Consider the following 23,507-nt stretch of genomic DNA (forward strand, 5'->3'; position numbering starts at 1 on the left):
GGGAGAGAGATGGCCCCAGCATTCATGCCGGGTCGCGCGATCGCTGATCAGCTCGGCAGCAGGCCACGTCGTCGAGCCAGCAAAGCCTGCGCACCAGGTTTACGCTCCGTGTTCCCTGGCCGGGGCGGGGGTCGGGAGCTGCGAGCACAGTGCCGGAGAACATCTCAGGGCGTCGGCTCCTCAGCTCCTGAACCAACCGCATCGGCCCCGTGGTGGTGTAACGGGGCCAAGAGCCGCACGAAGGACATCCAGGATTTTCACTCCGCGGCAACTGCCCCGGCCTCGGCGCGATGCTCCTCGTTGAGAACCTGCACATCCGAACCCCCGTGTCGGAGTCGTTCTCATCGACGAACCGCTTGTGCAGGCGCCGAGTAGTTCGACCTTGGCCTGGATGAGGCGTACCCGGGTGGAGGACCACTGCAGTTAGTCGACGGTCGCCGCTGCGCCAGTGCTGGCGTCGCCGGGCAGCTCGATGGGCTCGGGCAGCGCGGTCTCGTCCAGACGGTGGTCGACCTGTCCTGGTCGTAGCCGGTGCCCTTCAGGTCCGGGAGATCCGTGAGGATGTCGGCGAGGGGGACGGTGTCGTACCCAGCGAGGTCGCTCGTGCGGTTGCCGACGACGATCTTCGCGGCCGCGTGGTCATGGACGTCTAGCCAGGTAACGGCAACCTCAGCCCACCCGAGCTGCTTGGCCGCCTTGTACGGTTGCCGGCGAGGATCTCGTTAGACGCCCGGTGAGCGTGCCACGTTGACGACGATCGGACGGTACTGGCCGTTCGTGCACAGCGGCTCGGCGATGGAGTCAAGATCGCCAGTACATGGGTTGGGGTGGTACGGCGCCAGCTCATCGACCGGGACGGCCAGGTCCGCGAGCGAGGCCGGAATGCGAGCAGTGGTGGACATGAGACTCCTGCCCCACGCACATCCCTGAGCCTAGGCGAGCCAAGCAGGGACCTCAGCCAGCCGACTGGGCAGCTGCGAGCCAGTGTCAAATCACCCGTGTCGTGTCTCGCATCAGCGTTCTCTGGGAATGCTCCTTGATCGGCAGCTAGCGTCAACTGCCGATCGATTGTCAGTGCCTGAAGCTACGGTCCTTGGGTAGCGCGATGAGGCGCTGCTGGGGAGGAATCACCGGTGGATGAGCGAGCGGCAATCAACGAAACTCCGAACATTCGCGCGAATGTGTTGCCTCGGCAGCGCGGGAGTCACGCTGGATCAGCAGTAGAGGTTGATGCGTGGGCTCTTGCGGGGCTGCCCGGACGGGTTCGATTCGCCTCCTATTTGACTGTCCGAAATTCTGCTCCGTATCGGCTGATTGTCGACGTACTCCTGGAAGCGCAGGCGCGATCTCTCACCGGAGTCGCTCGGGTGGATCTGCCGCGGCTGCTGCGTGAGCACGCCGCTGAGCGTTATGGCGAGGGGGTGGTGGACGGGCTGCTCCGTGAGGATGCTCTGGAACTCGACCAGAAGATGACGCAGCTGTTCAAGTGGGGGACAGTCGAGAGCTGGCAGGATCGTGCCGAGCTTGAAACGGACTTCCTCCGCAACCGCGAGCGATACCAACTAACCCAGCAAGCAGCAGAGTTGCATCGATTCGTTGTGGCCCAAGAGCAGGCGCAGCATGACACATCGACATCAGTGCTCCTTGGGCCCGCGCTGATCGCCAAGCACGTGGAGGAGTTCTGCAGTGCGGTACTCGGGCGCGATCACGAGACAGCGGATACAGCCTGGGCGCAGGTCCAGCTGACTCTGAGCGACATGCAGCGTGCTGCTCATCGCTGGCAGTCGGCGATGGCGCACGGATTGAGCGGAGCCCCCAGCGCGGACAAGATCGAATCCCTCACCACCCTGCTGCGGAACTACGTCGACGTATGGGGAGCGAGTGTCGACCTACATACGCCAGCCATCGGTGCTCTCGCCCTGCGGGTGACAGAGGTCGACGCCGATTCGTGGCGAGCGATCGCTCTGCATCGCCTTGGTGCAGAGGCCCCTGATGATGTTCTTGCCGATGCAGTCCGCGAGTTGACGGATGCATCATTGACGCTCAAGGCGTGGTTCTGTGGTCGGGATAACGAGTCTCGCCGTCTTCGACGTCAGGTCAGAGACGCTGTGCCGGACGTACTGCGCAGCCACAGGACGCTGCTTTCCCTGGGTGGGGCGGTAAGCCGACGAGCCGAAGTCCTGTCTTTGGCAGGCGAATTAGAGCGAGCCGAGGACGATCACGCAGCCTGGAGTCTCTGGCAGAGGGCAACGGGCCTCTATCAGCCCGTCCACTTGATCCTCAACGCTCCAGATGCCGCTCCTGCTGGATCATCATTCTGGGAGGCCCCTCCCGCAGCAGTGGACCGTCGATTGCGTGCGCGAGGCCACCAAGCCTTGAAAGGTACCCCGGGGCGCATCCCCGACCTTTCCCAGGCTCGCGCCGTAGCGCGGAGCAAGGCAGCCCAGGCCCGCCGTGAGCTCGCCGAAGCGGAAGAAGGAATCCTTCGCCGATCCGGACAGCCACTCAGTATGTGGGACGAACTCACGGATGCGGAGGGGGCCTTGCTCTGGGAACTGCTCTCCACCGCAAGGGCAGGTACAAGACACTCCGATGGGTCGCGCAGCGCATCCACCGAAGACGCGCGGTGGCAGATCCGCATGGTTCCGGCCCCCGAAGCCGCGTCGTCCGCGATCATCCAGCTTCCCGAAGGAGTCGTCGTGCTCGATGACGTGACCTTGGAGTTTGAGCGAGAATGAAGGCACTTACCGTCAACAAGAGGTTCGAGGAACAAAGCGCCTTCGTCGGACTCCTGACGAAGCCGCTGGTAACCACGACCAACGACGGCAAACTCCACCGGCTTGTCATACGCCACCAGCGGCAACTTACCGAATGGTTCCGCAGACTCGGATACCGGCTCATCATCGCCGGACAGATCATCCGGCTTCACCGCACACCACATGCCGGAACGATCGCAGCCCCCTACACCTCACAGCCACCCAGGCGACGAGAGCTCGTACTCACACTCCTGGCCGCTGCCGCGTGCGAAGAGAGGGACAGCGCCACCACCTTGCAGGCCATCTCTGACCAGGTTCGCGTGATCACCAGCCTCAAAACGAGCCCCGTAACCGCCTATGACCCCGAGCAAGGTCCGGAACGCTCCATGCTGCTGCTCGCCGTCCGCCGCCTAGAGTCCCAGGGTGTCCTCGTCCGGCGCACACGCGACGAAGAAATGCTGCGTGCCTGGGAAGCGGCTCGCACCGGTATCGGAGCTGGCTACGACATAGACCGTGCCGCGCTCCTGCAGTTCCTTGACCCCCACACCGTGGCCCTGGCCCTGTCGGCACCGACAGGAGGCGAGCAGGACCTCTTGGCGGCAACCCGGTGGTCGCGCATGCTGCGCGTCCTCATCGAGACACCGGCGCTGCTGTACGCCGACCTCAACGAAGACGACGCTTCATATGCCGCCAGCATGGCCGGCCGCCTGGCGGAGGCAGCACGGACCATGACCGGGGGAACTGTCGAAGTCCGTGGCGAGGGCCTGGTTCTCATCCTGCACCCAGACCATCCATGGACAGCAGACGCGACGCTCGACTGGCCCAAGGCAGCCGCCGCTTCATGGGTGGCGCTCAGGATGTGCGACGCGGCTGGGACTATCGGGCAACGATCCGCCGACGGATGCGTCTCCCTGAGATCCCACCAGGTCGACGCCCTGGCCTCCAGACTGCACCGCCAACATCACGCCGATCTGACCGACCACTTCAAACAACGCCCTGAACGCATCAGACCAGCCGCCGAAGAAACGCTGCGAGATGCAGGCCTTCTCCATGTTGACGACACGGGTAACTGGACGCTCACGGCCGCAGCCGGCCGGTACCGGGATCCAGAGCCTGGGTCGGACTGGAACACTGCGACGTCCCTCATGGAGGACTCAGAGTGAACAACGGCACCCAGACTGCCGGTTTCGAATCCCGCGGAACTGCCAATGAAGCTCTGTCCCCCGAGCACCTGCTGAACTGGCGCGAAGCGGCAGTATCAGGAGGGCTTCCTGAACCCACACGCACCGATCGGTGGCAGCAGCTACGCGCTGGCGTGGTCAACATGTGGGAGTTCGAGGTAGCGGAGTTCTGGGCCAGCGGAGGGCGTGCCCAGCTCATGGGGCGCAACGAGACCGGCAAGTCGACGCTCATGACCCTCACCACGTTGATCATGCTTGCCGGAAACACAGGGCCTCACCTCATCGACACTCTCGGGGACGGCAAGAAACGCTTCCGGTACTACGTGGAACCGACCGATTCCGACAAGGACCGACGCGACGCATCCAAGTCGGTGAACCGCGGATGGATCTGGGTCGAGTACGGCCGTATGACCACCGCAGGGCCCGAATACGTCACAGCCCTCCTCTACACGGAAGCCAAGCGTGCCAAATCCGGCCGACCGTCGCTGACCTGGGCCGTGTACGAAGGACCTGCCCGCGTCCGCGACGGCATCTTGCTCGTGAAGGGCGCTGCCATCGTCCCCGCGAGCGACCTTGAATCAACTGACGGATGGCACCGTTGCGATTCGGCGGAGGACTACAAGAGGCACCTCGCGCGCCTGGTCTTCGACAGCGATGGCACGGCCCTCGACAGTTACGTCCGCATGCTGCGCGTGATCCGAACCCCCAAGCTCGGTGAACGCCTCGATATGAAGTTCCTGTCCGAGCAGCTTCGGATGGCCTTTCCGCCCCTGAAGGACCACGAGATTCGCCAGCTTGCCGAAGGCTGGGATCAGCTAGAGAAGATCACCAACGATCGTGACAGCGCACAGCAGGCCCGGGACGCTCTGAGCGCCTTCAATCGGCGTGCCTGGACGCCGTGGGCCGGAGCAACCGTCCGCTATGCCGCAGACAACGTCGTTGCCGCCAACAGCAGCCTCGACGAGATCACCCGCAAGGCGCGCAGCGAGGGCGAACGACGCGACACGGCCGTCGAGAAGATCAACGAGATCGACGAGGAGTCATCCTGTCAGAGGCGACAGCGGGACGATCTACTGGCCGAGCAGGGCGAGATCCGGCGACGTGACGCCTACGCCAATGCAGAAGCAGCACAAGAGCGTGCACGCACCGTCGCTGAGGAAGCCGAGCGCCACGCAGACGATGCCGCACGGCAGGACACACACGCGAAGATCACCAGAAGCTCAGCTGACCAGGTGCAGGAGGAGGTCAAACAGCTCAGCGAAGCGGTGGCAACCCACGAGGAGAAGATCCAGGAGGCGGCCCAAGGCACTGGCCAGCTGGCCTGCGAGGCGGGATTCTCCGAAGCCGTCCAGCAGTGGATCACTGACGGTGATGACGCTCGTGCCCAGGCCTCGTACGAAGCACGTCGCAACCATCTCGAGCACCTGCGTGGATTGCTCGGAGAGCTACAGACTTCCCAGCACACCGCGGCAGTGAAGGACTCCGCTGTCCGAACCCTCAAGGAGGCCGACGACCGGGCGGGCAAAGCCCTGGGTTCGGCGATTGAGGATGCAGACGCCGAACTCCAGCGGCTTGTAGACCACATCGGACTGTGGTCCGTCGATAACTCAGACCCACCGTCAGAACAGCACGTTCAAGCATGGACCGAGGTCGTCGGCCGGCTCCGTGGGAAGAACGCCAGCCCCATCCTTCGACAGCTCATCGACCAGGACTTCCTTGAGCCTCGGCGTGAGCGACTGATGGCTACGAAGAATAGGGCCGAAGCAACAGCCGAAGCCCTCCAAATGCAGGTAGATGAAAAGCAGAAGGAGATCGACCGCCTACAGAGTCAGCCTGACGAAGCACCCCCAGACCCGTACGGTTGGGTGCGGCGAGACAGGCCCTCGTTTCCCTCACACCTTGGCGCACCGCTCTGGCGCCTTGTCGATCCGGCTGACGGAACGGACGCTGCGGAACTCGGCATCATTGAGGCTGCACTCGCGGCGGCAGGTCTCCTCGATGCCTGGGTGACCCCCGACGGCAGGTGGGATGCAGACCGCGACGGGATCGAGGCGGTTGTGTCCCCCGGCAGCCAGATGGTCGCCGGTACATCGCTGGCCGCCGTGCTCACACCTGCCGCTGATTCCGGTGCCCTGGCGGATTCGGTCACGACCATGCTGTCCTCCATCGCGTGGATCACCACTGGGCCACTCCCGTCGAATGGCTCGTTCATCGCGGCGGACGGGCGTTGGTCTGCTGCAGCGATGGCCGGACAATGCGAGGCCCCGGCCGAGGGCGCCTGCTACATCGGCATCGCGGCACGGCAGGCACGTCGCGAGCAGCGCATCGCCACGCTCATCAACGAGCTCCATGCGCTTGCCGTGCAGATCAACGAGGCGAAGGCCACGGCTCAAATCGCTGACGATGGACTGTCGCGGCTGAGGGCAGTCGCGGCGGATGCCCCCGACGACTCAACGCTCGTGACGCTGGTCCGTGCCGTCTCCACTGCGGAGAAGCACAAGGATGACACTGCCAGCCGCCTCGCAGCCGAACAGCAGCATCTCGATGACCTTCACGAGAAGGTTGCTGAAGCACGCCGTGCTGCCTCTACCTGGCGGGAAGCGCATCGCCTTCCCCAAGCAGACGAGCAGCTCCAGCTGCTTCAGCGGCAGCTTGATGCACTCAGCGGACGTCTACAGAGCTTGCACACTGAGCGACGGGTTCTCCAGGGGGAACGGCAGAACGTACGGCAGGCGGAAGGCATCGCAGAGCGGGAGGCCGCACGGGCCTCGGAAGAGGAGAACAAGGCACAGGAACTGCGCCAGAGGGCAGACTTCCTCAAGGTCCAGGCACGTACCGCCTTGGATGCTCTCTCGAAGGACGGCCGGGACCTCCTGGCCCGCGTGCAGGAGATCGACATGCTCCTCGAGGAGCAGAGCCAAAGTGCCGAGCTTAGGCAGAAGGCTCGTGCTCAATACGCTGAAGAACGTATGGGGGCGGAAGCACAGCTCGGGTTGATTGAAGAGGAGCGAGAGAAAGCCAGGCAAGTTCGTGAATACGCCACCGCGGACTGGAACAGGCTGGTCGACGGCGGGCTGCCAGAAGCTTTTGAGATCGAGAAAGCCCAAACTCCAACAACCTCGAGCGCCTTGGAGGCGGCACGGGCGGCGAGAGCAACCATCACCCTCGTGGACTGGCCAGAGCGAGACGCCCACACGCAGAACATTCGTATTCAGCGGGCCTGGCGCAAGCTCGCTGAAGAGACCACGCAGTTGCGCTCGATTCTGGAAGTGAACGCCGGACGCACCGTGCGCATCATCGATTCCGACGAACCCAATGAGCTGCCAATGGTAGAAGTGGTCGTCGACAGTTCGGGCATCGGATACAGCCCACGAGACGCCCTCATCCGGCTGGCACAGCAGCACGAGGAACTTCAACGGGGCTACGACCAGGCCTGGCACGAGACCCTGGACAAGCTCCTCGGCTCCACATTCATCGAGCACCTGCGCGACCGGCTTGAGACTGTCCACTCGCTAGAGAAGACCATCAACGAGACGCTCGCGCAGCATCCGACTGGAACCAGCCGGATTACCCTCCGGCTCCGCCGCGCCCCCCTGGAGGAAGACCCCCACGGCGCCGAGGTCCTCGACGCTCTCAGCGGAGAGACCTTCGACCTCCTGCCCACGGAAGCTCAAGACCAGATCCAGTTCTTCCTGCGCAGCCGGGTTGAGGAAGCCCAGCGCCGCGCGAGGGACGAGGGCGAAACGGACTGGCGCGGCCGCCTTACAGAAGTCCTGGACTACCGCCGGTGGTTCACCGTCGTCATCGACAGCCGCATCGGGACAGGCCGGTGGACACCACTCGAACGCGACGCGCACGGAGAACTCTCCGGTGGCGCACGCGTCGTCACTCTCATGCTGCCACTGGTCGCGGCTCTCGCCACGATGTACCAGGGCACCCCAACAGGACCGCGGCCCCTGTGGCTGGACGAAGCGTTCGACGGTGTTGACGGCCCCAACCGCTCCAGTGTCCTCGGCCTGCTCCACGAATTCGACATGGACTACCTCCTGGCCGGCCCGGGGCCCCTGGTGAACACCGCCTCAGTGCCCAGTGCTGCCATGTACGAGGTTGTTCGGGCACCGCACCCCTTGCCTGGAGCCGATCTCACGCTCCTGCTCTGGGCGGCAGGACGCATGGACCCCATCGAACTCCCAGACCCAGCCCACCTGGCGGCACGTGCGGCGACCACCGCCGCACGTGAGGGCCAAGAGCCCGTCCCAGACCTCTTCTCTACTGCTGGAGAACTCAGTGACGAATAGTGACTTCGACTCCTCGCTGTTGGCCTGGGCCAAGCTGCCCGGACCCAGCAAGGTCATCGAGGAAGTACGCCGACGGATCGCGAAGAGGGGCGTTGTGCGTGGTGAGATCAAAGTGGAACTCACCGAGTCCGAACGCCGTGAAGTCGGGAAACTCCTTGGACTCCCCTGGGTGACCTCCGGCAAAGGCATCAGTGTGGACCCCTTGGAGAAGGCGCTCGCTGGCCGATCCGTGACGCTCAGGTCCCTCGCCGAGACCCAAGGAAAACTAGACGATCTGCGGGCCCTGAACGCCCGGAAGCAAGCCGAGCGAGAGAGCGAGCTCCGTGATGCGCTATGTAGCCTCACTGCTGCCGGCATTCCGAGCACAGTGGCTCAGTGGTTCCTTAAGCTGAGGGCTCGTCCCAGAGCAGGATCAGGGAAACTGAAACACCAAGCTGACCAGGTAAGCGACATCTGGAAGAAGCTGCCAACAGCCGACCAGGGTTCGGTATCCCTCCCCGTCTTCGCGGCCGCCGTCCTGGACGATCCACACGGGTTGGACAAGGACACCGAACTCGGCCGCGCCGTGGCCGTGCTGATCGCCGGGTACACAGCGTTCGAAGCGGATCCTGACGTTGACTTGGCCGGTCGCGTCACACCAGGCACCATCACCACGGGTGAGACCTGGCGTACAACCTGGGCAGCACGAGGCATTGCCTGCGACGAAGTCTCAAGCCTGGTGCTCTGCCTCAACCTGATGCTCACGGGTACGGCGTCAGCCGTACCTATCGCTGCCGCGGCAGCAGCCGTCGGAGAGCCGGTATGGCTCACGCATCGTTCACTCCGCGGGCCCTGGTCCCCGGCCCCCACCGTGGGCATGGTCTACGTCTGTGAGAACCCTGCGGTCGTCGAGGCCGCGGCCGAGCACTACGGTGCCAGCTGTGCGCCTCTTGTCTGTACCTACGGCTGGCCTTCATCAGCCGCCTTGGAGCTGATCACCGGCCTGGAACGCGCGGGAGCGCAGCTCCATGTTCGTGCTGATGACGACAACGCAGGCCAAAAGATTGTTGCCTTGCTACGGGAGTACGCGCCGGGTAGCCGGTTGTGGAGGTTCGAGCTGCGACAGACCACGGCCAGCGACACTGCCCGGGAGTACGAGGAGCAGGTACTGCCAAAGCTCCTTTGTGATCTGCGTGTGATGTGATTCGGGTGCGCTGAGGTGTCCCGGTTGGCTGCTGTTCAGCTTCATCTCATGGCTGCCACGTGTGGGCCGGCAACGAGTCAGCGAGGGTGGAGAAGTACCTCTGGTCACGCCAGGCATCCAGATTGCCGATGACGAACAGGCGGCGCTTGGCGCGGCTGACGGCGACATTGAGGAGGTTGGGGCGGGAGGCAGCCCAAGAACGAGCGCCGGGGCGCCGCGGATCGCTGCCGAGCACCAGAACCACCACGTCGGCCTCTTTGTCCTGCGTCGTATGAATTGTTCCGACCCGTGAATCTGGCAGCAGGCCACGGCAGGCACGTTGAGCGCCTCGCACAACAGCCCGGAACGGGCTGATGACGTAGACGTCTTGGGCGAGGTCGACCCCGCCGTCGTCACGCAGCTTCTCCAAGACGCGGCGCAGTGCGCGGCCTTCTTCAGGAATCCAGTGCCCGTCTGCTCCGGTGGCTTCCACGTTTACCCAACAGCTGCGGGGCCCGTAGCGGTAGTCGCCGCGGTCAGGGGTCCCGTAGACCATGAGATTGTCGTAGGCGATGGCGTTGCTGATGCCGAACATGGGGTTGTGGCAGCGTCGGTGGACGCGCAGCGGGCTGCCCACCCACACCTCCCGGGCCCCATCGGGTAGTTCGGCGGGCAGCAGTGTGCCGTAGCGGTTGGTGCGGTCGGCAAGCTGTTGGACCGAGGTGCGGCTCGGGGACCATTCCTCGTCGACGCCCATCTCGTCGCCCAGGGCTCGCTGCGCGGTCCAAGGCAAGACCACGACGGGTTCGAGCTGCATCGGGTCACCCACCACGACGGTCCGTGCGGCTCGCCACATGCCGCCGACGGCCATCTGCCCGGTGGCCTGCCCGGCTTCGTCGATGAACAACCAGCCCAGCGCCTCCGGCCCCAGGCGGCCAAAGACCCGGTCCAGGGAGGCGAACGTGGTCGAGACGACGGGAACGAGCAGGAACAGGCTCTGCCAGGCGACCTTCACATGCTCCGCGGAGACGGTCTTGGGGATCGCGCCGGCCACGGCGTCCATCGCCGCCATGAGATTGGCGTACATGGTGCGGGCTGTACACCGCAGGAACGCCTCGTGGAGCCCCATCGCTGCGAGGAACAGCTCTGAGCGGGCCTGGGCGATCTCTTCGTCGTCCCAAGGAGCGGTGAGTTCGCGGGTGGCGTCGTCGTGAAGCCATGCCTCCTGCGGGACATGGTCGCCCCAATCAGCGTGGGCCTGGGCGACGGTCTCCGCGAGTGCCTGAAGGTGGGCTGCTGCCGCAGCTTGCTGCTGACGACAGACGTCTAGCGTGTGCTCTGCCTGAGTCGCTGCACGCTGGGCACCGAACAGAGACGCTGCCGCGGCATCACGAACGCCGCGAGCCGTGTCCACATGGCCAGCGAGTTCTTGGTCGCGCTGATGCCAGTCCCGTGCCGCACGGCCCAACGTGCTGATGCTCACGACGAATCCCGGACGTCGGCGAGCGTGAGCATCGAGCACCTGTTGTGCTTCGTGGAGGGCCGCCTCAGCGCGCTGCAGTGCGGCTGTCTCGCCGACTGCCTGCGCTTGAGCTTGACGAAGGCGGGTGTCGCTGTCCGCGGCTGCTTGCTCGGCAGCCCGCAACGCGGCGGCTGCTGACGACACCTCTCCAAGGGCTGCCGCGGCCGTCACACGCTGAGTCTGCAACTGCTCTACCCGGGCGTGGGCTTGGTGGAATCGTTCCTTGGCTTCCCGCCACACACCGCTGTGCGGCTGCCGACTCCATTCACGCAGCAGGTGCGCGATGCCCTTCTCACTGTCGATCCAGGCATCCCGATTGCGCGGCGGACGACCGTTCGGCGGAGGCGGCGCCTGCTCGTCATCGATCTTGTATTTACCGTGCCAGAACCGGTTGATGAACTCCATCCGGTTCTTCTTATTGCCCAGTCTGGCCGCGACCGCACCCCAAGCCGGCGCGCCCTTCAGGAGCCGGGTTGCTTGTTCCGCGAAGTAGTCGGCGTCCGCACACCATAAATCGTCGAGGGCCGCCCGTGCCGGGATTTCGGTAGAGATGTTTTCCACGGCCCCGTTGTTGGCCGAGGCGACCAGCATCTCGAAACCCGTTAACTCCGGTTTCAACGCGGTGACCGTGCGCGTGTAATCACCGCTCTGCCACCGGTACGGCTCCTTGTCAACGAACGCCATCGACGGCATGCGCAGCGCAGCAAGACGTTGAACGCGCTGCACGATCACAGCGGCGAAGCAGTCCCGGAGCATCGTCGTCTTACCTGTGCCGGGCGGACCGTTGACTGCGAACAGCCCACTCGATTCCGCCAGTTCACTCCAGATCGTGTTCACCGCGAACTGCTGGCTGAGAGCCAAAGGATGCTTCGGATTCGCCGGCCAACGTCCCATGGGAGTGTGCCCGGGCGCCACCGCGTCCAAGGCCGCTCGCGGCTGCTCTCGCAGGTCGACTCGCCACGCAACGTTCACCTGCGTTCTCGGCGTCAGATACGCGGCCAGTCCCGTCCCAGGCTCCCGCGTCTGCAAGGCGCGTGAGACCAGATCGAGGTCGGCAACATAGAAACTGTTGAGGAAGTCCTGCTGATCGGCGTCATCGGCTTGCTTCTGCCGCACCGCCACGCTCCGGACCCGAATCTCCTCCGGCTGCAGAGCGTCCGTCACGTTCCAGGCCTGGGCGACATCGCGCACGAAGCCCAGCAGATCCTTCGCGGACAACCGGTACAAGCCAACCTTGTCCTTGTCCTCCTCGCTGTCCTCATCGGTAGCCGGGTCAGTCGCGTCGAAGTCCCGCAGTTCCTCAACCAACTCCTCGCCAAGATCCGCGGCTCGAGCGAGCCATACCGTCTCTTCCTCGTCGAACCCGTCCAGCCATCCTGGCTGGGCGGGCCCTCTATGCAACGCCCGACCTGTGGACCAAGCACAGGTAGACAACACCGGGGAATCGAGAAGCAGACGCCCTTCGTCGTTGACGGTCAACGCGAACAGGGCGCTCTCGCCGTCCAGTCGCCCATCGTGGTCTTCCTCGTTCTCGCCGAAGACCTCCAGGAGCACGTCACGCACCGCCCGCAGTGCGTAGGAGCCGCCATACACCACGTGCTGCCACACGAACCCCGGATCCAGCGGCACAGACCGCAGGGGGTGGCCGTCCTCCCACGGCAGCAGCCCGTCCTCCGACACGGCGTACACGCGCTCGCGCGGCGACACCGCGGGAATCTTCTGCGGGCTGAACAGCTCCACTGCGCGCCAGTAGCCCACGATCCGAGCTCGCCGCTGCTGCTCAGTTCCCACAATGCCCCCAACCCGCACAGCTGCTTGCTGTCACCATACGTACCCTGATCGGCACTGTTTCTTCAGGGATCTACTCGGATTCGATCGCCGCAGGTGTCGAAACCTCCCGTGCCAGCCGCAGGCTGAGCCGCTGTGCCGCGACTGCTGGTGGGGCCCCACAGACCGGGGCTTGAGTTCTATCGATCGTCGCAACACCCCAGCTCAAGGGGTGCGACGTTCCCTGCCCTTCGGGCAAGTTGTAGGGCTTCCCGCGTCAGCATCGACCCGAGGACCTCCAACTGCGGACCACCCACGCAGGCATCCATTTGCGGCATTCCTACCTGTTGATCCGGCAGACCACGAAGGCGCAGCACGCAACCTGGCATGCCAGACGTGGGAAGGCCTCGCCGCTGTGATTACTCTGACCCTTGCAGCCTGCCAGCTCTCGTGGCCTGGCCTGGGCGCGGTGAGTGGTAAGGGGGGAAGGAGAGCGAATGCGCTTCACCGTGGTGGAAGAAGGTAGCGAGGAACCAACAGACCTTCGCTCCCACGCACTGCTCATCACGGACCGATGGAACGATCAAGGTTTCGTCACCATGTTCCACCTCGTGGTCTACGACGAGGGTGGTGTTCGGCGGGACATCGGCGAGGTCAAGATCGGCAAGTTCGGCATGACAGCTCGCTCCTCCACCCCTGTCCCGCAGAGTTTCGACAACCTTGACGACACGTTCTTCTCTCTCGGCCAGGACGACAGCTACTACACCAACCTGGGCAGCCTGAGGATCGAATTTCGAGAGCAGGTTCTCTCCGCTCTCCGGGACATGGCCTTCGACGCACGAATCTTTGCGCATGCCAAAGACGAGCCCGTGACGCAGCAGTCGCTCCTGCGATTTGTGAAGATCGCGGCAGTCGAAGAGCAGTTCCGCCGCATCGCCCAGGGAGGCGAGCGGGTGACGGCCTTCCAAGTGGGCTACAAGTCGCCAGCCCCCGCAGACGGCGGAGGAGAACCTGTTGTTTTGACGTTCGCTGTGATCCCAGAATCGCTGCCACCGACGAACATTCACGTGCTGATCGGCCGTAACAGCGTCGGAAAGTCCTTCCTCCTCAACAGACTCACCCGCTGCATCGGCGACAGTGAAGCCAGCGAAGAACAAGTAGGCCGGATCATCGAGTATGGGCGGGGCGGCCGCGATACCTTCACCAACCTGGTCAGCGTCACATTCAGCGCCTTCGATGACTTCCCTCTCCTCAACGACGGCGACATAGGTATAGCCCGCTACGCGTACGTTGGGCTGAAGAGTCCCACCTCCAACCGGACGCCGAAAATCAAGACCCCCAATAGGCTCCTGGGCGACTTCACCGAGAGCGTGGAGGCGTGCCTAACCGGTACACGCGCCCAGCGGTGGGCGAAGGCGCTCCGCACCCTGCAATACGCCGGAAGCGGCTTCATCACGGATGAATGGCTCGAAGACTTCCTCACGACACAGAACGCAGACAGCCGTCGCCGCAAGGCCCGCCGTCTCTTCGTGGGTCTCAGCTCGGGGCACAAGGTCGTCCTGTTGACGCTGACCCGCCTAGTAGAGCACGTCACTGAGCGGACGCTTGTGGTCATCGATGAACCCGAATCCCACCTGCACCCGCCCCTCCTGGCCGCGTTCATCCGAGCCTTGTCCGACCTGCTCGCTGAGCGCAACGGACTCGCTATCGTCGCCACTCACTCGCCCGTCGTCCTCCAAGAGGTCCCGGCCTCATGCGTGTGGAAACTGAACCGGTACGGGAACCAACTCGTCGCCGAGCGTCCCGTCATCGAAACGTTCGGAGAGAACGTAGGCATCCTCACTCACGAGGTCTTCGGCCTGGAGGTCACAGACTCCGGCTACCACCGCTATCTGAAGAGACTCGTCCGCGACAACCTCTCGTACGAAGAGATCCTCGGCCGCTTCGACGGACAACTCGGTGGTGAAGCCAAAGGCATCGTCATGGCCCTCATCTCCGTACGCGACACACAAGGAGGCCTCGGCCCGGCTACGGAGGAACGCTACTGATGCGCTCGCTGCCCGTGCCGAGCCTTTCTGCTCGGACCCTCTACCGCGCCTGCATTAGCACGGCGATCCGCAGGCACAAGCGACGGCTGGAAGCGTTGGAGCAGGCCGTTGTCGATGCCTCCGACGAGTTCGAGGCCGCGGCAAGCGCAGCCGCGCTGCACACGCTCAAAGAGCTCGCAAAGAAGCCTGTCGATGAGGCTGACCGCACTCAGCTCACCAATACCTACACAGACAGGCTCGTGCCGGACAGGTCGCCTGGCGGCGCGTTCTACAACGAACTAAAGAAGGTCCCCCACAAGATCTGCCCACTGTGCGGGCACCGTGATGTCAGCACCCTCGATCACCAGCTGCCGAAGATGAAGTACCCGCTCCTGGCAGTCGTGCCGATCAACCTCGTGCCAGCATGCGGCATTTGCAACTGGCTCAAGGGCGAACATGTGCCGGCGACAGCCAGCGAGCAGACGCTTCACCCGTACTACGACGATGTGGCAGATCAGCAGTGGCTCTTTGCCCGCCTGAAGTGGATCGAGAACCGCCCACCGGAAGTCTCGTACCATATACGCCCCCCGCAGAGCGCGGACTGTGTTCTCGCCGCCCGTGTGATTCGCCACTTTCAGATGTTCCGTCTCGCCGAGCTCTACGGCCCCAACGCGGTTCGAGAGATGAGTAACATCCGCGGAATTCTCAGAGGAATAAACGCCGCAGGGCGGCGCAAGTATCTGCTGCTGGCGGAACACAGCATCCTCATAGACAAGGATGCAGGGGGTCAAAACCACTGGAAGAGGGCCTTGTTCCAGACTCTGGCAGGGGACGCCGGGTATCTCGAAGGTGGCTTCGACCAATTCTGACCCCGCCTGCTCATGCCAGCGCACAGCCGCAGCCTGCATCACCTGACGGTCAGTTGTGATGTGGATTGGCCATCGAGGCCATCCCATCTCCGCACACGGCTGGTGTGACTTCGCTACGGTTGGCCGACCCACTCCTAGCCATGGCACAGTGGACTGATCGCCGTGCCTTTAGAGTAGGGGAGTTCGCAGCGCGATGGTATGGCCGCCGGGACCCCACGTGGAATGTACTTCCACAGCGTCCGGCACGGCTACCGTCTCGTCTGTGGGCAATGTCGACCTGGTGTGCGGGTCAGGATGCTTGATGCTCCATTCGTAAGTCTGCACGGGTTATGGACATCGCCTCCACTGCGGAACCATCAGCCTGGGAGGCGGTTATAGCTGTGGTGCCTACCACGGGAGCGGAGACCGCCAGTTCGAACCACGTCTTCTTCCCCGCTGCGCAAGGCTGTGAGCCCCACTCGGTCGCCAAGGCGGCAACAAGAAATAGTCCCCGCCCACTTTCGTCCATCGCCTCGGCCTGGGACGAGCGTACCAAGGTGGGGTCAACGTCGGTGACTTCCACGCGAAGCCGATCGCCGAAATAGCGCACGGACACCACGCATGCAGCCTGCGTGTGCGTAATTGAGTTCGCGACTACTTCTCCCGTGAGCAACCGCAAGTCGCTGGTCAGCTCCTCATCCAGGACCAGCCCGAGTCGCTGTGCACGCTGGACAACGCGGTCTCGTGCGGCTGGCACTGCCGAGACCGAGGGCGGAACAGTGAACGCGTATGGCGAGTCTCCGAACGGGCGGGGCATGGCTATGACCTCTCGCAGGACTGGAGCTATGGCGTCAACGCGATCTCCCACAAGTGAATGGATCGCTTGCCGACTTCACCGGGCTCGTCCAGAGCTGACCCAACCAATCCGTCAGCAGCCCAGCAGGCGGCGGACGACCACCATGGACCACAGGTAGCCTGGCGCCCTATCGCTGAGGCGATATCACCGGCGCAATGTCAGCCGTACAGGATGCACTACGCCACGATGGAACCCGAAAAGATCGTGCAACTCCGCACCATGTACATCTTTTCCCCGCCGAAGGGGAAGAGCTGGGGGCTGACGTACGGGGGCTTGGAAGACAAGCTGCGAGCGCGGAACCCTGACGAGTTCATCCGCGTTGACGACGGCTCCGACGGGCCGGTCAGCGGCTCGTCGATGCTCTTCGGGATCACCCTGGACGACGAACAACTGGAAGGCATGGCCCTGCTGTCACCTGAAGGCGTGTCCGTCCAGGACTGCACCGCCGGCTCCGCGGCCCGATTCGCCCTCTGGCTCAGGACCAACGTGGTGCCGGAAGGCATGGCTGTCATGTTCAACACGGAGTGGGGACTGGAAGCCGAACTGCCGGACACGCCCGCCCCGCGGGGTGTGACGGCGGTGCGGACGGCCTGGGCGGGGATCAGCTTGAGGGGTGGAGTACGGTCGCATCTCCGAAGCAACTGCCCTGGCCGGACAGCAGTTATTGCTGTCCGGCCAGCCAGGCCCCCAGCGCAGCTAGCACCGACTCCTCCCGCCACTCGGCGAAAACCTGCTCCTGCTGTGCAGCTGGCAAGGCAGCAAGCGTGGACGTAGAGCCCTCAGGAACGAAGATCGACCACAGGTCCGACCAAGACCTCGGCCCATTACCGCGGTCAGGGACCGGCGCAATGGACCCGGACTTCCGGGAGTCATCAGCAAAGGTGTGCAATTCACCCTGCGCGTCCACGTAGACAGCGGCGCTTGCGAAACGGCAGGTGCGATTCGTCGTGAGATCGGCGAGGTGGGTGAACCCATCGGGGCCTAACGCTTCAAGGGCCTGTTTCACCATTGGCCCCGGCCACCCATCGAACTCCTCGATGTAGAAACCCGAGTCTTCGACAAACAACGGCCGTCCCAGAATCGAGAAAGCTTGTAGGGCCTTGCGCTCGGCGATCTCCGCAACTGACGTGGTCTGGATCTCGTCCAACTCCAGCTGTATCTGCTCAACTTCGATGCCCCGTGGTGCAAGATGCTCTTGAGCGGTGCGGAACTTTCCGTTATTTCCGGTACACATAACAACCTTGATGTGCGACATGCGTAGAGATTTCCTTTCTGAATCCGACCTGTCGCGCCGTGGGGCTTGACAGCGCAGAAGTTGCGGTTTCGATCCCAGCCACACTCCTGGGCAGTGCTGCCGCAGAGCAGGGATCCCGCGCTTGCATCACAGCGTTATCAAGAGTCCCTCTTCATCTACTTGGCCGTCGACCCTGTGGGAGAGTCCGCCGCCAGGGCCCGGCTGACGAATCTGTCGTCGCATCAGTAGCCCGCTAGCCCCATCCATGCCGCCTTGGCACCACCAGGCAGGCCATCGTCGCCACGATTCTCTACAAGCGTTTACGACATTTATCAATATAAGTGAGCAGATCAGGCGAATCTCACCTGTCACACTTGGCCGGCTTGAGCTACTGTCACACCCGTTCATAAACACCTGTAGATGGATGGCTGTGGCGCGCTCACACGCAAGCTCGGCGCCCAGCCCAACCCACCACGGGTGGAGAGACGCGGGCTACAGGAGGCTGGATCTTGCCGGATGCCAGGTTCAGAAGCAGGAGGGTTTCGGCTTCGAGTTCACCCGAAATTGCAGACTCGGGCGCCTCGATGAGCAAATCAAATAGGGCATCCGAAACCACTCCATCGGATTCCGTCGATCGCTATATGATGCCCCGTGAGGTGGAACACCGACTTGGTATTTCACCTTCAACGCGGCGCCGGTGGACCAATCGAGGTCTTCTGCGCGCCTACCCTCTTGGCCCGTACTACCGACCCGGTCCAGGAGACAACCGGGGAGGAAACAGGAATGGCAGTCGGGTGCGCTACAGCGAGAAGCAGGTTGACGAGCTTTTCGAGCGCATCAAGCGGGGCGAGCTCGCCCACTCACCCAAACCGCTGGATCCCTAGGTACTACGGGCCGAGAAAGATTGGATTTCACCCACGGAAGGGGCACATGGCCGAGTCCGACGCACCGTTCGATCGGTGGCACAAGAGATACCCGAAGCAAGGCGACACAGCTTGCAAGTGCGGCACGAAGAGGAAACCGCTCTACCCGACTGCTGACCACGGCCGTGGCCAGCAGTGGCAAGCTCGCTACACGGACCCCAACGGGAAGCCCCGGCGTCCGGCATTCGACAGCTGGCAGGAGGCCCGCGACCACTTGGACGAGGTCCGGGTGGACATGCGTAACGGCACCTGGGTCGATCCCGACATCGGGAACGAGAAGGTCGCGGTGTTCGCGGACCAGCTGATCGCAGGGCGAAAGAAGAGGAATAAGAACGAGAACACAACGGGCACCTACGAGAGTCACCTGCGTACCCACATCGTCCCGTTCATGGGCAACCGGATAGCCAAGACGCTCAAGCGACGGGATACGACGGCCCTTGTGGATCATCTCATCGACAAGCCGGGAATCGAGTCGGCCTACTACGTCGTCCAGATCTTCAAGACGTGGCGCATCCTGGTCAACTACATGGTTGATGCGGATGTCCCGCTCCCGGCCAACATCGTGTCCCGGATCGATCTGCCCGAGGTCGAGGACCGTGTCGAGGTGGTCCTCTCCCCCGAGCAGGTGGCGGACCTGGCGCGCGCTATGCGGGAAGTCCAGCCGCGGTACGAAATCCTGGTGTGGATCGCAGCGTGCGCAGGCCTGCGCGAAGGTGAGGCCTTCGGCCTGACGGAAAGCCGCGTGGCCTGGGACCAGGACCTCATCTACGTCGAGGAGCAGCGACAAAAGGGCAAGAAGACGAAGCTGAAGACCAAAGCGAGCTATGCCACGCTGCCGGTCGACCACTTCCTCATGCAGCGCCTCGCCTACCACCTGACGCACTTCAAGGGGCCGGCGCCGGTGTCCAAGGCGGCAGAGCAAAAGCGCCGTCAGCGGGGCTATGCACCGCCGCCGGACGAGGGACTGATCGTCACGACCGTACAAGGCCGGCCGCTGACACGAAGTCACTTCAACGACGTGTGGCGGAAGGCGGTAGAACTGGCCGGGCTTCCGAAAGGCACCCGGTTTCACGACCTCAAGCACTTCTACACGTCCCGGCTGGGCGCGGACAAGGACGACAGGCACGACCCGAAGACCGTGCAGGCGCTCTCCCGGCACGCCGAGTTCTCCGAGACGTGGGACACCTACGCCCACCCGCCGGTGGCCGTGCAGGGCGTGAAGGTAAGGACGTTCAGCCGTCTCTTCGGCCCGGATCAGCCCGGCCCGACGGAGCCGGCCGACACCGAGCAGGCGGCGTAGCAGTGCTGACAGACCTGACCCACACGGCCGGGTGAACCTGGGGCTTGGGGACTTGACCTCAGCGGCCCCTGATGTGCAAGACTCATTGACGCAACGAGGCTAACCATCGCGGCGCGAAGGGTGAGTTGGACCCGTGGAACGGCCAACCCACCTGATTCGACCCCGATTCGACCCCGGAGGCGCGTGGAGGAGCGGACACCCGCTCTGACCAGGGCCGGAGGGGTGCGACAGGACGAGCCGGGCTGTACGCCGGGTTCTGTCCCGAAAGGCCCTCGCGGCCCCCTCGGTGACGGCCATCCATCTAGGGCCGACGTTGCCACCGGCCTCGTGCGGTCTACCCGCGGACTCGGGCGGGCAGCCCTCCAGCGTCCGCGCAGAGCACCTTTTACAGCGCTCCTCTTGACCTTGCTCCGGGTGGGGTTTACCTAGCTGCCCAGGTCGCCCTGGGCACTGGTGGTCTCTTACACCACCGTTTCACCCTTACCCAGCACCTGAGTGCTGGGCGGTTTGCTTTCTGTGGCACTGTCCCGCGGGTCACCCCGGGTGGCCGTTAGCCACCACCCTGCCCTGTGGAGCCCGGACGTTCCTCGGGGAGCGCCCCCGTTAAGGGGACTCCACGCGGCCGTCCGCCCGGCTCGTCTGCCGTGTCGACCATGGTACCGGGCGTGAGCCGGGCCGCGGACTGGCGGCTGTCGCCAGGACCGAGCCCGCGGGATCACGTAATCCTTCGGGCAGCCACCCCGGCTCTCCAGTTTCAGCCCCTTGTTCCCGGAGAACTGCATGTCAGTCCGGGACCGCCTGATCACCTGGTTCACGATCAGCCCGATGTAGTCCTCGTGATCCCCGTCCGGCGGCGGCGTCACAACGATCTCCTCCTCGATCAGCTCGGCCCCGAAACCCTCCGGTGTGTCCAGGGCGAGGAGGCCCTCCAGCAGGACCTCTTCCTGCGTGAGCGGCTCGTGGGCCATGGCAGTCATGTCACGCCCCTCCTTCTGTCGCCCGCCAGACTGGGACATCGGCTGATCACCTGTCCGTGAGATCACAAGCGGGCCGACGGCGAACTCGACGCCGCCGTCGGCTCCCAGACCTCCGTCACGCTGGAACTCGCCGAGCCCGTCACCCACGTGACCTTCCTCGGCCGCCGCCGGGACGTCCGCGTCGTCCGCTTCCACGCCGACGACGCCGACACCCTCGTACAGGCGCTCGGACAGGCACTCACGCAGGCGCGAACCGCACGGTCGCCGCTGCCGGATCTGCCCGCGTGAGCCGTACCCGAAGCCGCTCCCCCAGCGGCAGCTGGTCGTCGCCCTCGATGCGGCCGATGACCGCCGGGGACTCCACCTGCACGGTCCCGGTGGTCGGCCGCCGCTCCTCCACGTCCACCACACAGCCGTCGAACAGCTCGCCGACCCGGTCCCTGAGCAGCGCCGCTTCGACGATGTCGACGCACGCCCGCTCCACCGCGTTCGCGCGCCGGGTGCCCCGGGCCATCTCCCGGGGCAGCGCGTCCAGGGCGAACAGCACCCAGTCGGGCGCGTCCCGGCCCGCCACGGCGGCCAGGCAGATCTCGGTGGCGTAGCGGTCGGTGAGGCGGCGCAGCGGGGCCGTGCAGTGGGTGTAGGGGGCGGCTACGGCGGAGTGGGTGGTGATCTCCGGGAGGACCCCGTGGCGGAACACCGTGTAGCCGGCGCCGCGCAGCAGGGTCGTGCACTCCTGGAGGAAGGCCGCGTGCCGCGGGCGGTGCGGGTCGAGGGCGCGGATCAGGTCCGCGTACGACACGTGGTGCGGCCAGTCGATGCGCAGGGCGTGCGCGGTACGGCGTAGCCGGGCGACGGCGCCGTCCGGGGCGAGGGGGAGGGTGCGCAGGACGCCGGTGCCGTGCGCGAGCATCAGGTCGGCGGCGGCGATGCCGGTGAGCAGGGAGATCTGGGCGTTCCAGCCCTCGGCGGGCAGCGCGGCGCGGTAGGCGAGCTCGCACGTGTGGTCGTGCTCGACGATCTCCTGCTCGGGCACGGTCAGCGAGATCCCGCCCCGCTCGCTCTCCTGCCGCTCCCGCAACCACCCGACGGTCTCCAACAGGGCGAGGGGTTCCTCGGCGGTGCGCTCGTCGATCTGCCGCTGTGCGGAGCGGTAGTCGAGCCGGGCCCGGCTGCGGACGAGGGCGCGGCGCACGTCCACGGCGAGCGTACGGCCGTCCGGGTCGAGGTCGATCGTCCACAGGGCGGCCGGGCGGTCCTGGCCCGGCAGCAAGCTCGCCGCGCCCTCGCCGAGCACCGGCGGGTGCAGCGGGACGCGTTCGTCCGGGAAGTACAGGGTGGTCACCCGCCGGTGGGCCTCGGCGTCCAGGGCACCGCCGGGTACGACGAAGGCGGCGACGTCGGCGATGGCGTACCGGACGCGGTAACCGGTGCCCAGTCTCGACAGGTGCATCGCCTGGTCGAGGTCCGTGGAGGCGGGCGGGTCGATGGTGAACAGCGGGATGTCGGTGGCGTCGAGCTTCGGCAGGAGCGGGGACCGCGCGGCCCGTTCGGCCTCGGCGAGCGCGTCGGCAGGGAAGCCGTCGGCCACGCCCATCTCGGCACGCAGCGCGGTGAGCGCGGCCCGGAGGGGGGCTTCGGGGGCGCCGGTCACGCGGATGTGGCGGCGGGGCATACAGCGAGAGTAAGCACAAACCGGGCCGTCCGGCGTTTGCGGACGAGGACGTTCCGGCCGAACGGGAGTCCAGGGGAACAGCCCTCGGGGGCCACGGCAGCACGCCGTACGCTGTCCCGGAGTTAAACTGAAGGAGATCCCCCGTGCTCGTCCTGCTGCCGCCCTCCGAGGGCAAGGCCTCCCCCGGCCGCGGCGCCCCGCTCAAGCTGGAGTCCCTGTCGCTGCCCGGGCTCACCGCCGCCCGCGAAGCAGTCCTCGGTGAACTCGTCGAGCTGTGCGCCGGCGACGAGGGCAAGGCGCGCGAGGTACTGGGGCTGAGCGAGGGCCTGCGGGGCGAGGTCGCCAAGAACGCGCAGCTGCGGACGGCGGGCGCACGCCCCGCCGGGGAGATCTACACCGGCGTGCTCTACGACGCCCTCGGCCTGGCCTCCCTCGACGCGGCCGCGGGGCGCCGCGCCGCCCGCTCGCTGCTGGTCTTCTCGGGGCTGTGGGGCGCGGTCCGGGTCACCGACAAGATCCCCTCCTACCGCTGCTCGATGGGCGTGAAGCTGCCCGGCCTCGGGGCGCTCGGCACACACTGGCGTACGCGGATGGAGCCGGCGCTTGCGGAGGCGGCCGGTGGCGGGCTCGTGCTGGACCTGCGGTCGGCCGCGTACGCCGCCGCCTGGAAGCCGAAGGGAGAGGTCGCCGGGCGGACGGCTACCGTGCGGGTGCTGCACGCGCCGACCCGGAAGGTGGTCAGCCACTTCAACAAAGCGACGAAGGGGCGGATCGTACGGAGCCTGCTGGCGGCCGGGATCGCACCGACGGGGCCGGCCGAGCTGGTCGAGGCGCTGCGGGACCTCGGGTACGAGGTGGCGGCGGAGGCGCCCGCGAAGGCGGGGCGGCCGTGGGCGCTGGATGTGCTGGTGGCGGAGATCCACTGAGCCGTTGCATTGCCTGCAACACCCTTTGCGCACATTGAGTGCGCTCGACAGGATG

General features: G+C 65.1%; 13 protein-coding genes, 1 other RNA gene and 2 pseudogenes. 9 read left to right on the forward strand and 7 right to left on the reverse strand.

What is annotated here, in order from left to right; translation table 11 throughout:
• Positions 1–722 precede the first annotated feature (722 nt).
• Entirely contained in the window at positions 723–902 is a 180-nt protein-coding gene (locus H8R17_RS03220; RefSeq protein ID WP_187821573.1) for a hypothetical protein, read from the reverse strand.
• A 279-nt stretch (positions 903–1,181) separates the two neighbouring features.
• On the opposite strand from H8R17_RS03220, the gene H8R17_RS03225 reads away from it, so the two are divergent.
• Genes H8R17_RS03225 through H8R17_RS03240 form a run of 4 tightly spaced genes read left to right on the forward strand, consistent with a single transcriptional unit; the run spans position 1,182 to position 9,418 of the window.
• Positions 1,182–2,738: a DUF2397 domain-containing protein gene (locus H8R17_RS03225; RefSeq protein WP_316959301.1), complete on the forward strand. Its 1,557-nt coding sequence runs from the start codon at positions 1,182–1,184 to the stop codon at positions 2,736–2,738.
• Complete coding sequence (locus H8R17_RS03230; RefSeq protein ID WP_187821575.1) at positions 2,735–3,919, forward strand: DUF2398 family protein; 1,185 nt, start codon at positions 2,735–2,737, stop codon at positions 3,917–3,919. Before H8R17_RS03225 ends, H8R17_RS03230 begins: the two co-directional genes overlap by 4 nt.
• Positions 3,916–8,235, forward strand: coding sequence for an SbcC/MukB-like Walker B domain-containing protein (locus tag H8R17_RS48530; protein ID WP_187821576.1), 4,320 nt, complete (start codon positions 3,916–3,918; stop codon positions 8,233–8,235). The genes H8R17_RS03230 and H8R17_RS48530 overlap by 4 nt, the downstream gene beginning before the upstream one ends.
• Positions 8,225–9,418, forward strand: a complete 1,194-nt coding sequence (locus H8R17_RS03240) for a TIGR02679 domain-containing protein (RefSeq protein WP_187821577.1) — start codon at positions 8,225–8,227, stop codon at positions 9,416–9,418. The genes H8R17_RS48530 and H8R17_RS03240 overlap by 11 nt, the downstream gene beginning before the upstream one ends.
• A 46-nt stretch (positions 9,419–9,464) precedes the next feature.
• Here H8R17_RS03240 and H8R17_RS03245 read toward each other — a convergent pair whose 3' ends face one another.
• Positions 9,465–12,659 (reverse strand): DEAD/DEAH box helicase, encoded by a 3,195-nt coding sequence (locus tag H8R17_RS03245; RefSeq protein ID WP_187821578.1) that lies wholly within the window; start codon positions 12,657–12,659, stop codon positions 9,465–9,467.
• A gap of 524 nt (positions 12,660–13,183) precedes the next feature.
• Between H8R17_RS03245 and H8R17_RS03250 the strand changes: the two genes are divergently transcribed.
• On the forward strand, positions 13,184–14,734 hold the full coding sequence (locus H8R17_RS03250; RefSeq protein WP_187821579.1) for an AAA family ATPase: 1,551 nt from the start codon (positions 13,184–13,186) through the stop codon (positions 14,732–14,734).
• A complete protein-coding gene (locus tag H8R17_RS03255; protein WP_187821580.1) occupies positions 14,734–15,582 on the forward strand; it encodes a hypothetical protein in 849 nt (282 codons plus the stop codon). The genes H8R17_RS03250 and H8R17_RS03255 overlap by 1 nt, the downstream gene beginning before the upstream one ends.
• A 289-nt stretch (positions 15,583–15,871) precedes the next feature.
• On the opposite strand, the gene H8R17_RS49065 is transcribed toward H8R17_RS03255, so the two are convergent.
• Together H8R17_RS49065 and H8R17_RS03265 are read right to left on the reverse strand one after the other, a co-directional pair.
• Positions 15,872–16,378, reverse strand: coding sequence for an ATP-binding protein (locus H8R17_RS49065; RefSeq protein WP_187821581.1), 507 nt, complete (start codon positions 16,376–16,378; stop codon positions 15,872–15,874).
• Positions 16,379–17,078: 700 nt separating this feature from the next.
• Entirely contained in the window at positions 17,079–17,672 is a 594-nt protein-coding gene (locus H8R17_RS03265) for a non-canonical purine NTP pyrophosphatase (protein ID WP_187821582.1), read from the reverse strand.
• Between the two features lie 1,116 nt (positions 17,673–18,788).
• On the opposite strand from H8R17_RS03265, the gene H8R17_RS03270 reads away from it, so the two are divergent.
• Complete coding sequence (locus H8R17_RS03270; protein WP_262504981.1) at positions 18,789–19,874, forward strand: site-specific integrase; 1,086 nt, start codon at positions 18,789–18,791, stop codon at positions 19,872–19,874.
• Positions 19,875–20,103: 229 nt separating this feature from the next.
• Here H8R17_RS03270 and rnpB read toward each other — a convergent pair.
• Together rnpB and H8R17_RS46270 are read right to left on the reverse strand one after the other, a co-directional pair.
• Positions 20,104–20,512: RNase P RNA component class A (rnpB, locus tag H8R17_RS03275), an RNA gene on the reverse strand.
• Positions 20,513–20,584: 72 nt separating this feature from the next.
• A pseudogene (locus tag H8R17_RS46270) lies at positions 20,585–20,851 on the reverse strand (Uma2 family endonuclease); the annotation flags it as partial.
• A 63-nt stretch (positions 20,852–20,914) separates the two neighbouring features.
• Between H8R17_RS46270 and H8R17_RS46275 the strand changes: the two are divergent.
• Positions 20,915–21,139 (forward strand): annotated as a pseudogene (locus H8R17_RS46275) (hypothetical protein); the annotation flags it as partial.
• Here H8R17_RS46275 and H8R17_RS03280 read toward each other — a convergent pair.
• Positions 21,090–22,526: an RNB domain-containing ribonuclease gene (locus H8R17_RS03280; RefSeq protein ID WP_187821583.1), complete on the reverse strand. Its 1,437-nt coding sequence runs from the start codon at positions 22,524–22,526 to the stop codon at positions 21,090–21,092. The pseudogene H8R17_RS46275 and the gene H8R17_RS03280 overlap by 50 nt on opposite strands.
• 143 nt (positions 22,527–22,669) lie before the next feature.
• On the opposite strand from H8R17_RS03280, the gene yaaA reads away from it, so the two are divergent.
• Positions 22,670–23,452, forward strand: coding sequence for a peroxide stress protein YaaA (yaaA, locus tag H8R17_RS03285; RefSeq protein ID WP_187821584.1), 783 nt, complete (start codon positions 22,670–22,672; stop codon positions 23,450–23,452).
• Positions 23,453–23,507: the final 55 nt, after the last annotated feature.

The organism is Streptomyces sp. TRM68367 (assembly GCF_014495685.1).
Classification (GTDB): domain Bacteria; phylum Actinomycetota; class Actinomycetes; order Streptomycetales; family Streptomycetaceae; genus Streptomyces.